The 14170-nt window shown below is 68.6% G+C and carries 11 protein-coding genes; 4 read left to right on the top strand and 7 right to left on the bottom strand.

Annotated elements, in window-relative coordinates:
• Positions 1-289: 289 nt before the first annotated feature.
• From KIH31_RS07645 to KIH31_RS07630, 4 genes are read left to right on the top strand one after another with little or no spacing between them, the layout of a single operon-like run.
• Positions 290-2473, top strand: a complete 2184-nt coding sequence (locus KIH31_RS07645; protein WP_214426495.1) for a hypothetical protein — start codon at positions 290-292, stop codon at positions 2471-2473.
• Complete coding sequence (locus tag KIH31_RS07640) at positions 2470-4098, top strand: hypothetical protein (protein ID WP_214426494.1); 1629 nt, start codon at positions 2470-2472, stop codon at positions 4096-4098. The genes KIH31_RS07645 and KIH31_RS07640 overlap by 4 nt, the downstream gene beginning before the upstream one ends.
• Positions 4091-5641 carry a lipopolysaccharide biosynthesis protein gene (locus tag KIH31_RS07635; RefSeq protein WP_214426493.1) on the top strand — a complete coding sequence of 517 codons (1551 nt, stop codon included), beginning with the start codon at positions 4091-4093 and terminating at the stop codon, positions 5639-5641. The genes KIH31_RS07640 and KIH31_RS07635 overlap by 8 nt, the downstream gene beginning before the upstream one ends.
• A 3-nt stretch (positions 5642-5644) precedes the next feature.
• Positions 5645-6715, top strand: coding sequence for a CDP-glycerol glycerophosphotransferase family protein (locus tag KIH31_RS07630; RefSeq protein WP_214426492.1), 1071 nt, complete (start codon positions 5645-5647; stop codon positions 6713-6715).
• A gap of 48 nt (positions 6716-6763) precedes the next feature.
• On the opposite strand, the gene KIH31_RS07625 is transcribed toward KIH31_RS07630, so the two are convergent.
• The 7 genes from KIH31_RS07625 to KIH31_RS07595 are packed head-to-tail and all read right to left on the bottom strand — an operon-like array spanning position 6764 to position 13944.
• Complete coding sequence (locus KIH31_RS07625) at positions 6764-7756, bottom strand: glycosyltransferase family A protein (protein WP_250545655.1); 993 nt, start codon at positions 7754-7756, stop codon at positions 6764-6766.
• A complete protein-coding gene (locus tag KIH31_RS07620; protein WP_214426490.1) occupies positions 7654-8907 on the bottom strand; it encodes a glycosyltransferase in 1254 nt (417 codons plus the stop codon). Before KIH31_RS07620 ends, KIH31_RS07625 begins: the two co-directional genes overlap by 103 nt.
• On the bottom strand, positions 8904-9386 hold the full coding sequence (locus tag KIH31_RS07615) for a UDP-N-acetylglucosamine--LPS N-acetylglucosamine transferase (protein WP_214426489.1): 483 nt from the start codon (positions 9384-9386) through the stop codon (positions 8904-8906). Before KIH31_RS07615 ends, KIH31_RS07620 begins: the two co-directional genes overlap by 4 nt.
• 37 nt (positions 9387-9423) lie before the next feature.
• Positions 9424-10671, bottom strand: a complete 1248-nt coding sequence (locus tag KIH31_RS07610; RefSeq protein WP_214426488.1) for a sulfate adenylyltransferase subunit 1 — start codon at positions 10669-10671, stop codon at positions 9424-9426.
• Complete coding sequence (gene cysD, locus KIH31_RS07605) at positions 10671-11582, bottom strand: sulfate adenylyltransferase subunit CysD (protein ID WP_214426487.1); 912 nt, start codon at positions 11580-11582, stop codon at positions 10671-10673. Before cysD ends, KIH31_RS07610 begins: the two co-directional genes overlap by 1 nt.
• Before the next feature lies 1 nt (position 11583).
• The gene (locus tag KIH31_RS07600; protein ID WP_214426486.1) at positions 11584-12405 is read right to left on the bottom strand and encodes a 3'(2'),5'-bisphosphate nucleotidase CysQ; all 822 of its coding nucleotides are present in this window, start codon (positions 12403-12405) and stop codon (positions 11584-11586) included.
• A 12-nt stretch (positions 12406-12417) separates the two neighbouring features.
• Positions 12418-13944: a sugar transferase gene (locus KIH31_RS07595; protein ID WP_214426485.1), complete on the bottom strand. Its 1527-nt coding sequence runs from the start codon at positions 13942-13944 to the stop codon at positions 12418-12420.
• Positions 13945-14170 lie beyond the last annotated feature (226 nt).

The raw sequence follows: 14170 nt of genomic DNA, 5'->3' as shown, positions 1-14170 counted from the left end.
GCCAGCAGCGCCTGATAATTCACTCCGGAAAGGCTTCACTTTTCCTTCTTTCCGAGCCGCATTTCCCCCACTGAGGTATTTCTGGAGGAAATTCCAATGGAATATGTGCGCGCCCCCCGACGTGCGGATGAATGCAGTATGCCGGGCCACAAAAGGCCCGGAAACAAGTAGTTCTACGTGTAGGGAGGTGGTACCGGAATGGCTAGAGTCAGTCCCATTCCCCCGACAACCCGTGCCGGGGAGCAGGTTTTATCCGGTCTTGTGAATCCACCCAGGGGGATGTCAGCCTATGTTGACCATCGCGCCGCCCCAGCCTCTTCCCGCGCTGCGTTCGGCAGGCGGCCGGCCGCCGCGGTCAGCCGCACGGCGTGCGGCGTGGCCCGTTGTCGTCCTTTTCGCCGGATACCCGCTGTGGTGGCTGCTGGGCGTTGCCTCCTTCCTGCCGCTGGTCCTGGCCGTGCCGATGCTCGTGCAGCTCGTGCGCAACGGACGGATCCGCGTCCCGAAAGGCATGGGCTGGTGGCTGCTGTTCCTGGTCTGGGTCGTCGCAAGCGCCGCCATGCTGTGGACCGACGCGCCGGGGGCGGAGCCCGGCTCCACGCCGGACCGTCTCACGGTCTTCCTCTACCGCCTGGCGTGGTACGGAGCGTGCACTGTCGCCATGCTGTGGGTCGGGAACCTCAGCGAGGAGGAGGCCCCGTCGCGGCGGATTGCGCGCCTGCTGGGTTGGATGTTTGTCGTCACCGTGGCCGGCGGACTGCTCGGGGTCCTCGCCCCGAAGTTCGAGCTGACCTCCCTGATGGAATCGTTGCTGCCGGCCTCGCTGCGGAGCAACGGCTTCGTGCAGACCCTCACGCACCCGTCCGCCGCCACCCTGACAACCTTCCTCGGCCGCGAGGAGTACCGTCCGATCGCGCCGTTCGATTTTGCGAACTCCTGGGGCAGCAACCTCTCGATGTTCCTCCCGTTCTTCCTGCTCTCCTGGTTCGGCAAAGGTGCCGGGTGGCGGCGGTTCGCAGCTCCGTTCGTACTGGCCGTCTCGGTGGTGCCGATCGTCTATTCCATGAACCGCGGTCTCTGGGCATCGCTGGCGGTAGGTGCCGTGTTCGTCCTCGTCCGGCTTGCCTCCAGAGGCAACCGCCAGGCGCTCCTCGTCGTCATCGCAGCCCTGGGCCTCGCATTTGCCGCTTTCCTTGCGAGCCCGCTGGCCTCGCTCTCCTCGGACACCTTGGACAGCGCGCACAGCAACGACCGGCGCGGCGAGCTGCTGGTCAGGACGGTCCAAAGCACGTTGGACGGCTCACCTGTGCTCGGCTTCGGCAGCACCCGGAACGTCCAAGGCAGTTTCGCCTCCATCGCCGGAGGCTCCACGCCGGACTGCCCGGCCTGCGCGGTACCGCCGCTGGGGACCCAGGGCCACCTGTGGATGGTGATTTTCTCGCAGGGTCTGGTGGGGGCCGTGTTCTTCCTGGCCTTCCTGTTTGTCCGGGCGAAAACCCACTGGCGTTCCCGCACCCCGCTGGAAGCCGCCGGTTTCACCCTGCTGCTCTTCTTCGCCCTGCAGATGTTCATTTACGACACACTGGGCCTGCCGCTGTACACCATCATGCTGGGCCTTGGACTGATCTGGCGCGACCAGCAGCGCCGGCAGGGACCGGCTGCCTCCCGCTGCCTTGCCTCGCTGCTGCGCCCGGTACGCCGGTTCGCGCCCTTGCTGTTGGCCGGAGCGGTTGCCGGCGGCGGCGCCGGGGCCGCGCAGGCCGCCGCCGAGCCAACCACGTACGCGGCGCAGGCGACCCTGCTGCTTCCGCCCTCGCCCGTGTATCTCTATTCCGACGGCACCGAGAACCTGCGCGCCTCAGAGACCACCGTGGACACCGAAGCGGCATTGGTGCTCTCCGGCACGGCCCTGGCCAGGACGGCGTCGAGCGTGGGCCTGGGCGATCCCGGCGTCATTGCGGCACGGACAACGATCACGGCCGAGGCAACCACCCGGGTCATCAACCTCACCTACACGGACGCCAACCCGACCCGTGCGCGCGCTGTGGTGGACGCGTTGGCCAACTCGTATCTGTCGGTCCGAAGCGCGGATCTTACCCAGCGCCGCGACCACGTACTGACCGCCCTGCGCGAGCAGCTCGCTGGAATGCAGGCCTTCGACAGCACCCTCGTCCTCGACGTCGCCTCCGGCGACGCCGTGCGTGCCTTGCGCTTGCCGGACGCCTCCACCCTCGTGATGGACCAGATTGACAAGCTGTCCCTCGCGCCGAGCTCGGCCGGCGAGATCATCCGGGCCGCGCAGGTCACGCCGGTACGCAACCAGGCCGAGGTCAATATCGCTTCCGGGGCCCTGATGGGATTCCTGCTGGTGCTCACGGCAGCACTGGCTGCCGGCAAAATCCGCGCCCGATCACGTTTCCGTCTGCTTCGGTCGGCCATACCCCTGCACAGAAAGGTCTCCACAAGATCATGAACAACCCAACTCCCTATCTGGGCGTCCCGGACCCGGCGCCCGCGCCGCGCAGCAGCAGCCGGCCGGGGTTCTTTACCGCGTCCCTGCGCCGGTGGTGGCCGCTGCTGCTCGTCGGCCTGCTCGGCGGGGGCCTCGCGGGCTCCGGCGTGGCTGGCGGGATCACCGACACCCACTCGGCAAGCGCACTGATCCTGCTCAATCCCCTCGACGGCAACCCCTTCTACCCGAGCACGCGCGGCGAGCAGTTGGTAAACCTCGCGAGCGAATCGCAGGTGCTGCGGTCCAACGACGTGGCCAAGGCTGTCATTGCGGCTGCCGCCCCGGGGGCGAGCCAGAACGACCTCCTGAACGCGGTGACGGTCACCAACCCGACCAACACGCAGCTGCTCCAGGTGCACTACACGGACCCATCCACTGACGTCGCCGTCAAGCGCGCTCAGGCGTTTGCCGACGCTTACCTGACCTACCGCCGCAACCGGGCTGCTGCGTCGGTGGCCAACCAGGTCAAAGGCATCCAGGCCGAGGTGACCAAGTACGACCAGGAGCTGACCGCGCTGACCGCCCAACTGGTCAAAGCCCGCCCGGGGACCGCGCAGGCCGGGATGCTGAACGTGCAGGTCCAGTCGGTCGGCTCGCGCATCAGCCAGCTGAATGCGCAGATCAGCAACATCTCTTCCACCTCGCTCGACGCCGGGCACGTGGTGACCCCGGCCCAGGCCGACAAGGACAGCCTCGTCGGGCCGAAGCAAATCATCCTTGCCGCCGGGTTGACGCTCGGGCTGCTTCTGGCCGCGGGGCTGATCTTCCTGCTCTCCGGCACCCGGGCACGGGTCCGCTCCGGCCGCGAACTGCAGGCTATGGGTCTGCCGGCCTGGGCCGTGCTGCGCCGGCAACCGGATCCTTCCGACCTCCGGCTCCCCGTTGAATCCTCCCTTGACGAGGCAGCCCTGGCGCTGCGCGGGCAGCTGCTCGCCGCCCTGCGCCGACGCGCCGGCCATACAGTTCTGCTCGTGCCGGCCAGCCGGGCCGCAGCGGCTCCCGCGACCGCGGTACCGCTCGCCCGGTCCCTCGCCGCTGCCAACATCCGGACCATCCTGGTGGACACCACCGGAACTCTCCGGACCCCTGACGGGACCAGCGCGCCCGGCTTCGCGGACCTTCTCCAAGGCCGTGCCGGCCTGGCGGAGATCCTCGAGCCGGTCGCCCCGGGGCTGCAGGTCGTGGCGGCCGGCGCGTCCCTACGCCAAGCCCCGGGCATGCTGGACTCCCCGCGGACGGCCGCACTGCTGGAGGAGCTGTCCGGCCGCTGCGATGTGCTGCTCATCGCCTCCCGCCCGGTACAGTCGCCCGGCGTGCGCTCACTCGCGGCCGCGTCCGGGGCGGCCATGCTGGAGGTGGTTCGCGGCGGCACGCGCCGCCGCGAGGCCCAGGACAGCCTGCGCGCCTTCCAGGAGGCCTCCGCAGAAGTGCTGGGTGCCGTCATAGTCAAGGTCAACCGCTGGGCCGGCTGGCCAACGGCGAAGCCGGCACGCGCAGTGCGCACCGCCGGAAAGCCCGCCGCCGCCGCGACCGTGAAGGAACCGGCCAAGGCCTCGACGGCCCTGAGCGGAAGCGAACGTGCCTGAGCGGCTGAGCACGGCCACAGCCGACGCCCAGCTTGGCCGGATCGCCCGCAGCGGCTCACTGAACCTTCTGGGCGCGGCGATAGCCTCCATCGGCGGCTTCGTGCTCGTCGTTGTGGTGACCGACCGGTTCAGCCAGCCGGTCGCCGGCATGCTGTTCTCCGCCACCTCCGTGTTCCTGGTGCTGCTCGGCGCCGCGACACTGGGCACGGAGGGCGGGATGGCGCGGTTCCTGCTGCGGTACGAGGCCACGGGGAGGGACGCCGACATCCCCGAGTGCGTGCGTGTGGCCCGCCGTCCGGTGCTGGCGGCCAGCTGCGTGCTCGCTCTCGGCACGGCGGTGCTCTCCCCTTGGCTGGCCCCGCTGATCGGCCTCAACCATCCCAGCGGTCCGCTTATCCTGGTGCTGCTCGCCCTCCTGCTGCCGGTGGCCGCGCTGGGTGATTTCTCGCTGGGCGCGGCACGGGGGTTCGGCAGTGTCCGTAGCACCGTCCTGCTCGACAAGCTGCTCCGCCCCTCCCTGCAGCCAGTGGCGGCGCTCTTGGTGGCGCTCACCGGTGGTGGAATTGTCGGACTTACTGTCGGCTGGGCCGTCCCGTACGCGCTGGCCGGCCTGCTGTCCGCCTGGATCCTGCAGCGAATGCTCCGGCGGCGCGGCGCCGGAGCACCTCCCGTCACGGACCGCGCCGAACTGCGCCGCGAATTCTGGAGCTTCACCTGGCCCCGCGGACTGGCCCGGCTCTCCCAGATTCTCCTGCAGCGGGCGGACATCGTTCTCGTCGCGTCCCTGCTCTCTGTCCGCGACGCGGCGATCTACACGGCGGCCACCCGGTTTGTCGCCCTCGGCCAGCTCGGGGGCAACGCCATACAGCAGGTCCTGCAGCCGCGTTTCAGCCAGATGCTCGCCAGGAACCAGCAGGCGGAGGCCGGGCATATCTTCAAAATCTCCACGGCGTGGAACATGGCCGTCGCCTGGCCGATCTACCTCGTCACCGCCGGCGCGAGCGGGCTCTACCTGCTGATGTTCGGCGCCCGCTACAACGGCGCCGAGGCCGCGTCGGTCGTGGTGATCATGAGCGTCGCCATGCTGCTCGCGGTCGCCGCCGGACCGCTGGACACCCTGCTGCTCATGGCCGGCGGCAGCAGGACAAGTCTCTGGATCTCCCTGTCGGCCCTCGGCATCGACGTCCTCGGGTGCCTGCTGCTCCTTCCGGTGATCGGGCTCCCGGGCGCAGCCCTGGCCTGGGCGCTCTCGGTCCTGGTCAAGAACATCGCCACCTTCATCTGCGTCCGTTCCTCGTTGGCAATGAACCCGCTCAGCAGGGCCGCCGGCATCGTTGCCGGGGCCGCCTGCCTCTGCTTCGGAGCACCGGCCCTGATGCTTTCCCTGCTGCACCAGAAGGAGCCGCTGCTCTTCGCGGCCGTGCTCTCGCTCGGTGCCGCCGCCTACGCCGGCGCCCTATGGCTGGGGCGCCGTCCGCTGGAGCTCAAAGCACTGCGCGCACTCAGGAGCGGCACCCGCCGCCCGGAACCCGAAGGAGCCTGAACCATGCACACCCCTACCGTCATGTTCGAGAGCTGGCGGGGCCGCTACGCGGACAACCCGCGCGCAATCTCCGAGGAACTCTCCATACTGCGGCCGGAGCTTCGCCAGATCTGGGTCGCCGAGGAAACAACCGAACTGCCGGCCGGCGTCGAACGGGTGCGCCGGCACTCGCCGGAATATTTTGCACGGCTCTTGAGCTGCGACTTCCTGATTACCAATGACATTGTGAGCAAGCATTTGGTAAAAGGACCACGCGTTACCTATTTGCAGACCTGGCATGGAACTCCACTAAAAACCATGGGATTCGATGAGCACATGGCGCAATATCCCGGCGCGGCCGCCCATATGAAAAGAATGGTGCGGGATGTCAAGAAATGGGATTACCTGCTTTCCGCGAGCCCCGAGTGTTCCGGGCTCCTCCGCAGTGCCTTCCATTACGGCGGGCCCATCCTGGAAACCGGCTATCCGCGCAACGACATTCTGAATTCTCCGCAAGCCGGGGCGATCCGTCGGACGGTGCGGAGCCGGCTGGGGCTGGAGTCCGGACAACAAGTGGTGCTCTACGCGCCGACGTGGCGGGACAACTCGGTCGGGGCCGGCGGCATCGTCGACCCAGGAGCGCTCGACGTCGGTCTGCTCCGGCAGCTGCTGCCCGCAGGCACCGTGCTGCTGAACCGGCTGCACAGCGTTGTGCAGGCACGGCAGGGCAGCGACGACGGCTTCCTGCGCGATGTCAGCAACTACCCCGACATCGCCGAGCTGTACCTGGCCGCGGACGTCCTGGTCTCCGACTACTCCTCGGCCGTCTACGATTTCGCCGTGACCGGAAAGCCCATCGTGCTCTTCGCCTACGACCTGGCCGGCTACCGCGACGATGTGCGGGGCATGTACTTCGACTACGACCAGTGGGCACCCGGGCCGGTGGTCGCGGACACCGAGGCGCTAGCCGACGTCCTCACCGACGCGGCGGCCCATCAGCTCCGCTTGCGGGACCGCTACGACGGGTTCGTGCAGCGGTTCTGTCCGAATGAAGACGGCAAGGCGTCGCGCCGCGTGATCGAGGCGGTCTTCTAGACGGCAAAGGGGGTGCAGGGAACACGCGGGATGCGCTCCCTGCACCGCTCAAATACCCTTACCGTGCCGGTGCAGGGCGGTCATGACCGCTGCAGGTGAGACCCAGCCGGTGGCAACCCCGAGAGCCAGGAAAGCCCGCGGTTCCAGCGGGTTGCGGCGGATCGCGGAGGCGGCCCACCGGCAGGCTTCACGGCGGCTGGCCTGGGCAGCGTGCGCGAACGCGATCTGCCCGCGGATCCGCGCCGAGCCAGCCCGGACCGATTCGAACTCCGGATATTTCGCCAGCACATCAGCCAAGCCTGCGGACATCGTCTGCCAGCGCTGGAAGAAGAAAGACTGCGCGCCCCACCGTACGGTCACCCAGGGTTCCGGCACATGGGCGATAGGTGCCCGCCGGGCGGCACGCAGCAGGAACTCGTAATCCTCCCCGAATCCCCCTGGCACTGCCTCATCCACCAGACCGAACCCGTTGTGCGCGGCCTCCCGGCGGAACAGGAAGGTGGAGGGGTGCAGTTCGGTGTGCCGGTCCCGCAGCAGGTCTGCGAAGGTCACCGTGTGTCGTCGGAGGACGCGGTCGTGGCGGCGCCCGTCGTGCAGCACGGTGATGCCGCAGGTGGCGAAGTCCGCCGAAGGGTCCTCCTCGAGCCTGCTGACCTGCGCCGCGAGTTTGCCCGGGGACCAGACATCGTCGTCGTCGCAGAACGCGATGTACTCTCCCGCAGCCTCCTCGATCCCCGAGTTGCGAGCCCCTGCGAGCCCCGGCCGCCGCCCGTTGGCCAGGACGCGGACGGCCCGGTCCTGCGCGCTCAACTCCAGCGAAAAGTCTGGGTCGGACTGGTCGTGCACGACGAGCACTTCGATGCGGCCCGCATACGTCTGGGCCAGCACGGAACGCACGGCCTCGCACAGCAGGGCGGGCCGGTCGCGGGTGGCGATGACTACGCTGACCGTTGGACGCCGGGCTGGGACACCAGGCTGTGCTGCCCGGCCGGTCCGGGCCCCCGTGCCACCTGCGGGCCTGGCAGATCCAGTGAATTCCATGCTTCCTCCAACCTCCGGGATGTTTGCAGGGGCCTGTCACGCAGCAGCGCCGCGGAGACGTGCGCGTGCGGCACACCGCGCTGGCGCAGCGCTTCGAAAGCCAGCGGGCGCAGCGCCCGTCCGAGCGGGTCCGCGACGTCGTCGAGCCAGAGCACCCGCAGGTCGATTTCGCGGTTATGGGACAGGGCGCAGGCACGCAACAGGTCATCGCCCACGTCGACGACGACGTCAGCTCCGGAGACTTCGCGAGCGGCCCGGTAGAGAGCCTGGTAGTACGCGGTGTAGGCGGCCAGTTCCAAGCGGCGGGCGGGCGGCTCGACGGGCAGCAGGCTGCCCCAACGGCCCCGCGGCGCTTCGACTGCCCGCCGAGCCCCCTCGAGCCGGTCCGGGTCGACGTCGCGCCAGCCGCCGAAGGCCACCTTGCCCACGGCTTCCCAGAATTCGCACTCCACCAGGCTCTCCCCGCAGGCGCAGCCGGTGGCGGAAGGCCCGGTCCGCCACAGCCCGCGGACGTCGCCCAGCACGGCGGTCCCCTCCCGGCGCGCCACCGCGGCGGCGAGGCTCTGGCGCGCACCGGCGTCCGCGGCCCCCGCGAACAGCACCACAGGCGCACCCTCCGACGCCTTGTTCCCGCCGGACCGGTGCTTGTGCAGCAGCCGGGTCAGGTGCAGGACCGCGTCATCAGCATCTCCCGCGCCGCAGGGGTGTTCCAGCCGCGTGCCCGCCTTCCGCTCCGCACAGAGCGCGACCCGGGCCTCCAGTTCCTGCACGGACTCGACACAGACGACGAGTGAACGCTGCCCTGACCAGCGCGCGAAGCGCTGCTGATGGTCATCGACGTGCTCTCCCAGCCGGGGGTCCCGGGCCAGGACAAGCGGCAGGTGGCCGCTGGCGCGTGCCCCTGAAATGGTGGCGGGGCCGCCATGGCTCACGACGATGTCGCTTCCGGACATCAGCGCCGCGAGGTCCGCCGGCCCGAGGAAGGCCACACCGCTGGCTACGCGGGGCGCAGGGCTGTGCCCGTGCTGGACGACCACATCGTCCTGCGGGTTCCGGGCGGCCCAGGTGTCGGCCCAGTCCACGGCCCGCTGGAACGGGTGGTGGTCGGTCCCGACCAGGACGGCGATGGTGCGTCCGGCGCGGGCGTTCACAGCAGCCTCCCCACGAGGTGCGCGTCCCGGTACAGGCCGAGCTGGTCCTCCCACTGCACGCACATCAGGTCCGTGAAGGGCCGGCAAAGCCGCCCGGTCATCGTCGGGCTCTCGACCCGGTCAAAAACTTCAATGTAGATCGTAGTAGCCTCCTGGAGCCGGCCGAGGGCAAAGAACGGCAGGGCGCTCCCGGCCCCGGTGCTTACGACCACGGTGGGCCGGAACCTCCGGACCAGGCCCGCAGCGAGCGCGGTATTGCGCAACAGGTTCGGGACGTTGCGGGTCGTGGGCGAGTGGACCCAGGACACATCCGGCTCGTCCGCGAGCGCGTATTCGGCGTCCGGCGTCCGGAACGTCGCCCATGCCCGCTCGTGCCGGGACCACCAGGGGCGCAGCGACAGCAGTTGCGCCAGATGTCCCCCGCTCGAACCCACCAGCAGGATCCGTTCGCCGCCGGGCGCCGGCAGTTGCGTGGTCATTGTCCCTCCTCCGCCTCGTGCTGGGTGCTGGGTCGTGTCAGGCCTGCAGGATCATTCCTGCGCCAACCGTGTCGTGCGTCTGCTCGTCGATCAGGACGAAGCCGCCGGTCTCCCGGTTGCGCCGGTACTCATCCGCCAGCAGCGGCGTGGTGGTGCGCAGCCGGACCCGGCCGATCGAGTTCAGGCCCAGCTGTGAACTGTCCGCGTTGCGGTGAAGCGTGTTGACATCGAGTTCGTACTGGATGTCCTGCACCAGCGCCCGCGCGCTGCGGGTGGTGTGTTTGACCGCGAGTTTCAGGCCCGGCCGCAGCGGGCTCTCGCTCATCCAGGCCACCATCGCATCGATGTCCTGGCTGACCTTGGGCTGGTTGTGCGGCCGGCAAATCATGTCGCCTCGGGAGATATCCAGGTCATCCTCCAGCCGCACGGTGACGGCCATCGGGGCGTAGGCCTCCTCCACCGGCCCGTCGGCCGTGTCGATCGAAACGATCCGGCTCGGCAGCCCGCTCGGCAGCACCACGACGTCATCGCCCGGGCGCATCACGCCGCCGGCGACCCGTCCCGCGTACCCGCGGTAATCGGGGTACTCCCGGTCATGCGGGCGGATCACGTACTGGACCGGGAAGCGGCCGTCGACCAGGTTCCGGTCACTGGCAATGTGGACGTGTTCGAGGTGGTGCAGCAGCGACGCGCCCTCGTACCACGGCATATTGGGCGACCGGTCAACGACGTTGTCACCGTTGAGTGCCGAGACAGGGATCACTGTCAGGTCCGCAATCTGCAGTTTTGCGGCGAATTCGGAGAACTCGGCCCGGATGGCCTGGAAAGCCTCCTCGGAGTAGCCCACCAGGTCCATTTTGTTCACGGCGAGCACCAGATGGGGAACCTGCAGCAGCGAGGCCAGGAAGGCGTGCCGCCGGCTCTGCTCCTTCAGTCCCGTCCGGGCGTCGACCAGCACGATCGCCAGGTCCGCAGTGGACGCGCCGGTGACCATGTTCCGGGTGTACTGCAGGTGTCCCGGGGTGTCAGCGATGATGAATTTGCGCACCGCGGTGGCGAAGTAGCGGTAGGCGACGTCGATGGTGATGCCCTGTTCCCGTTCGGCGCGCAGGCCGTCGGTGAGCAGGGCGAGTTCGGTGTACCCGGCGCCCATGTCGCGGCTGGCCCGCTCCACTCCGGCAAGCTGGTCGCTCAGGACAGCCTTGGAGTCATACAGCAGCCGGCCGATCAGTGTGCTCTTGCCGTCGTCGACCGACCCGGCCGTGGCAAAACGAAGGAGGTCCATCAGAAGTAGCCTTCTTTCTTCCTGTCTTCCATGGCGGCCTCGCTCACCCGGTCATCGCCGCGGGTTGCTCCGCGTTCGGTGACCGTGGTGGAAGCGATCTCGGCCAGGACGAGGTCGACGGTGGTGGCCTCGGAACGGACAGCGGCGGTGAGCGTGGCATCGCCGACCGTGCGGTAACGCACGGACTCCACGAACGTCTTCTCCCCGTCGGCGGGCCGACAGAGGTCGTTGACGGCGAACAGCATGCCGTGGCGTTCGAAGACTTCCCGGCGCTGCGCGTAGTAGAGGTCCGGCACCTCGATGCCCTCGGCCGCGATGTATTTCCAGATGTCCAGTTCGGTCCAGTTCGACAGCGGGAACACCCGCATGCTTTCGCCGACGCGCACCTTGGCGTTGTAGAGGTTCCACAGTTCGGGCCGCTGCCGTTTCGGGTCCCACTGGCCGAACTCGTCACGGAACGAGAACACCCGTTCCTTGGCCCGTGATTTCTCTTCGTCGCGGCGGGCGCCCCCGAGCAGCGCGTTGAATCCGTGCTTGTCCGCTGTCTCCAGCAGGACGGGGGTCTGGATCCTGTTGCGGGAGCCGTTGGGTTCCTCCCGGACGACGCCGCGGTCGATCGCCTCCTGCACGGAGCCGACCACGAGATTCAGCCCAAGGTCGGCCACCACGCGGTCGCGGAAGTCGAGCACCTCCGGGAAATTGTGCCCGGTGTCGATGTGGAGTACCTGGAAGGGTATCCCGGCGGGGGCGAAGGCCTTGCGCGCCAGATGGAGCATGACGATCGAGTCCTTGCCCCCCGAGAACATCAGGGCCGGCCGTTCCACCTCCGCGGCGACTTCGCGGATGATATAGATCGCCTCGGACTCGAGCACCTTCAGGTGGGACAGCGTGCCCCGGGTCGTCTCCGCCATCTCAGTCTCCCGTCTTCCGGGCTGCGGCTTCGCTGAGCCGGGCCCTCTTGATGGTTTCCAGCAACCTGTCGCGCAGTTCCGGGCGGCAGACCAGCAGGTCCGGCAGGTACGGATCCGGCTGGTTGTACCGCGGCGCAGTGCCGTCGAGCCGGCTCACGTGCAGCCCCGCGGAGCGGGCCACGACCACAGGCGCCGCGGAGTCCCATTCGTACTGGCCGCCGTCGTGCAGGTAGCCGTCGACCTCTCCGCTGGCGACCGCGCAGACTTTGTATCCGGCAGAGCCCATCGGGATCAACTCGGCGCCGAGGTGCGCGGCCACGGTCTCGGCGATGCGCGGCGGCCGGCTCCGTGACACCGCCAGCCGGATCTTCCGGCCCGTGGACCGCGCCGGCGGCTGGGCGGGTGCTCCGCACACCAGCCCCAGCCGGGGCAGTGCCACCGCCCCGGCTGTAAGGTTGCCGCCTGACCACAGGGCCACATGCACCCCCCAGTCGCGGCGGCCTTCGGAAAACTCGCGCGTTCCATCCAATGGGTCAATGATCCAGACGCGTTTCGCGGACAGCCGCCTCGGGTCGTCCGCGGCTTCCTCAGAAAGCACCGAATCCTGCGGCCGGGTCCGGGCCAGGGCCTTGCGCAGGTATTCCTGCGATTTCCTGTCCCCCTCCGCTCCGAGACCGGCCGGCTCGCGGCCCTCGCCGGCCCGCAGGACGGCGGACTGGATCTTGAGCAGGCTCTCCCCGGCCTTGCGGGCGAGAGCCTCGGCGAGCTGCTGGTCGGTCAGGCCGCCTGCGGCGAGCGTGCCCAGTCTGTTCAGGAGGATCATTGCTTTCCGTTCCTAGTAGGCGCCGACGGGGTTCGTGAGCATTCTGGCGGTGCGCCACATGATCATGATGTCGCCGGTCAGGGACCAGTTTTCGACGTAGTACAGGTCAAGCCGGACGCTCTCGCGCCAGCTCAGTTCGGAGCGGCCGCTCGTCTGCCAGAGGCCTGTCAGGCCCGGCTTGATGTAGAGCCTGCGGTGCACATGGCTCTTGTATCCGTCCACCTCGCGCTGCAGTGGCGGCCGCGGCCCGACCAGGCTCATGTCGCCGACCAGCACATTCCACAGCTGCGGCAGTTCGTCGAGGGAGTACCGCCGCATCCAGGTGCCGACCTTGGTCACCCGGGGATCGTCGCGCATCTTGAACAGCACCCCCGCGCCTTCGTTCTGCGCCAGCAGGCCCGCGAGGTTGTCTTCTGCGTGGTCCACCATGGAGCGGAACTTCAGCATCCGGAAGGGCTCGCCGTCGCGGCCCACGCGTTCCTGCCGGAAGAGCACAGGCCCGGGGCTGTCGCGTTTGACCATTATGGCCAGGACAAGGAACAGCGGGGCCAGCGCGACGAGCGCGACGCCGGAGAGCACGATGTCGGTCAGACGCTTCAAGGCGTGCTTCGCCCCGGAGTACTGCGGCAACTCCACGTGCATCAGCGGCAGGCCTTCCACCGGTCGGGAATGGATGCGCGGGCCGGCAACGTTGGTCAGGCCGGTTGCCAGGACCAGTTCGGTGCCGGTCTCCTCCAGAAGCCAGCCAAGTTTGCGGATATACGAGCTGCCGCCCTTGAGCGGGCCTGCCACGATGACGGCATCGACCCCCGTGGTGCGCACGGCGTCGATGACCGAGTGGGCAGTGCAGACGACCGGGACCTGCCGAGCTCCCACGGCCAGGCTCAGTCTCGGGTCACCGGCCGGCAGCGCCGCACCCACCACCTCATAGGCGGCTCCGGATTTCTTGTCGATCTGGTTGATCACGTACGCGGCGTCCTTGCGGTTTCCGAGCACGATCACGCGGGAAAGGTAGTGGCCTTTCACCCGCTGGCGGGTGAGCCACTGGCGTAGCGCCCAACGTGAACCGAGCAAGCCCGACACCCCTAGCGGGAATGCCAAGGCAAAGAAGCCCCGCGCGACGTCGACCTTGAAGACCAGGCACACGATGCCGAGCACCCCGAGGACGGTGACGGTGGCGTTGACCACCCGTTTGTACTCGTCCGACCCGATGCCCACGACGCGGATGTCCCGGCTGCGGTAGGCGCCGAGGGCAAGCATCCAGACTGCGGCGATGACCACCGACATCACCGGGTATGCGATGCCCCACCCTCTGACGGGCGCATCGAGCTCGTGGAGACCGAAGCGGCCCACTTGGGCCGTGGCCACCGCAGCGATCAGGACTACGGCGTCGCTGAAGCCCAGCAGCCGCCGGTAGCGCCAGGCCCAGGCGAGCCCGGGCTTGACCGCTGTCCGCCGGCTGGTCCGGGACCGGGCCGGCGCGAAGCCGATGACCGGGCGTTCGAGCCGGGCTCCGACCGTCGCCTCCAGTCCGGTCATCGCTGGTCACCGGGGCGGAAGGCGGAGAAGGAGGGGCCGGCGACGGCTGGGGGGGAAGTCTCGGTCTCAGAAGACTCCACCGTCGCCGGTCCCGTACGGGGGGCCTGGCCGCCGAAGCGCCAGGCGTGCAGCACTGCTGCGGCATTGGTCAACATTCGAGGTGTGGCTTCATCACTCATCGGGGAGATCCGTTTCTTACCGTCGTATGGACTCAATACAAGGAGCG

It is taken from the genome of Paenarthrobacter sp. DKR-5 (assembly GCF_018531425.1).
Taxonomy (GTDB): Bacteria; Actinomycetota; Actinomycetes; order Actinomycetales; family Micrococcaceae; genus DKR-5.
The sequence above is the reverse complement of the archived record's forward strand: the minus strand, read 5'-3'. Positions and strand labels throughout refer to the sequence as shown.

What these genes read in the sequence shown, in the direction of transcription:
- KIH31_RS07645 (WP_214426495.1), top strand. Translation starts at nt 290, where the DNA reads ATGTTGACCATCGCGCCGCCCCAGCCTCTTCCCGCGCTGCGTTCGGCA.
- KIH31_RS07640 (WP_214426494.1), top strand. Translation starts at nt 2,470, where the DNA reads ATGAACAACCCAACTCCCTATCTGGGCGTCCCGGACCCGGCGCCCGCG.
- KIH31_RS07630 (WP_214426492.1), top strand. Translation starts at nt 5,645, where the DNA reads ATGCACACCCCTACCGTCATGTTCGAGAGCTGGCGGGGCCGCTACGCG.
- KIH31_RS07625 (WP_250545655.1), bottom strand. Translation starts at nt 7,756, where the DNA reads ATGGAATTCACTGGATCTGCCAGGCCCGCAGGTGGCACGGGGGCCCGG.
- KIH31_RS07615 (WP_214426489.1), bottom strand. Translation starts at nt 9,386, where the DNA reads ATGACCACGCAACTGCCGGCGCCCGGCGGCGAACGGATCCTGCTGGTG.
- KIH31_RS07610 (WP_214426488.1), bottom strand. Translation starts at nt 10,671, where the DNA reads ATGGACCTCCTTCGTTTTGCCACGGCCGGGTCGGTCGACGACGGCAAG.
- cysD (WP_214426487.1), bottom strand. Translation starts at nt 11,582, where the DNA reads ATGGCGGAGACGACCCGGGGCACGCTGTCCCACCTGAAGGTGCTCGAG.
- KIH31_RS07600 (WP_214426486.1), bottom strand. Translation starts at nt 12,405, where the DNA reads ATGATCCTCCTGAACAGACTGGGCACGCTCGCCGCAGGCGGCCTGACC.
- KIH31_RS07595 (WP_214426485.1), bottom strand. Translation starts at nt 13,944, where the DNA reads ATGACCGGACTGGAGGCGACGGTCGGAGCCCGGCTCGAACGCCCGGTC.